General features: G+C 65.4%; 1 protein-coding gene. It reads left to right on the forward strand.

The window, feature by feature from the left end:
* Positions 1 to 670, forward strand: a 670-nt coding sequence (locus EOA78_RS35555; RefSeq protein ID WP_245478011.1) for a conjugal transfer protein TraB, incomplete at its 5' end; no start/stop codon positions are given.
* Positions 671 to 1,050: the final 380 nt, after the last annotated feature.

Consider the following 1,050-nt stretch of genomic DNA (forward strand, 5'->3'; position numbering starts at 1 on the left):
GGCCTTGGGAGGCTTTTGGTTCTGGTCCGCCGCATTCTGGACCGAGCCACCTTTGCCTGACGGTTTCCGTGGCGTCGACCTGGAGATGGGGCGAAGCCTCGGTCGCGACGGCACGCTCGAGCGGCAGCGTGACCTGATCGCTACGGTGATGCGAACTGCGCAGCACGGAGGCGATATCGCCGTGCTTCCCGAAAGCGCGCTCGGGTTCTGGACGCCGACGGTCGAGCATCTTTGGCGCGAAGCGCTCAGCGGCACGGACATCCGCGTGATCGCGGGCGCGGCCGTCATTGATCCGCAGGGCTACGACAACGTCCTGGTTGAGATCTCCGCGCGAGAGGCCGGCGTCCTCTATCGTGAGCGGATGCCGGTCCCGGTCTCCATGTGGCAGCCCTGGCGCCGGTTGGCGGGGCAGGGCGGTGGCGCGAGGGCGCATCTCCTCGCTAATCCCATCGTCGAGCTCGCCGGCCGGCGGGTTGCGCCGTTCATTTGCTACGAGCAGCTCGTCGTCTGGCCCGTCCTGCAGTCGATGCTGCACACGCCCGACGCGATCGTTGCCACCGGCAATGGCTGGTGGACCGCCGGTACCTCCATAGTCGCCCTCCAGAACGCGAGCACGACCGCCTGGGCGCGGCTTTTCGGGGTGCCGCTCGTCACGGTCTTCAATAGGTGAAGATGGAGCTCCCCATGAAGAAAGCCACTACGTCTCAATGCTCAGTAACAGCTCATTCGTTGATGGTCTCGAGGCGGCGACCGACCGTGGAGTGTATTTTCGATCACGGAACTGCCGCTGAGAGGCGCGCTCTGTCAGGCCGGTCTAGCCGGCGTCCCCCATCTCTGGTGGGGCCGGGACGCCATGTGGCTTAGCTGCGAGCATATTCCACAAGTACCCAAGTACCTCAAAATCCTCGAACGCAGTTGCGCCCACCTTTCCATCGATGATCTGGGCAGTCACGCCACCTTCTCCTTGAGCCGCTTCGCCCCTGTTTCCAGCGCGTGCCAGAGCGATCCGGCGGACGAGCGCGCCCCCAGCACGGCGACCTGGGCGTCGCC

The sequence above is a fragment of the Mesorhizobium sp. M5C.F.Cr.IN.023.01.1.1 genome, from assembly GCF_003997585.1.
Taxonomy (GTDB): domain Bacteria; phylum Pseudomonadota; class Alphaproteobacteria; order Rhizobiales; family Rhizobiaceae; genus Mesorhizobium; species Mesorhizobium wenxiniae.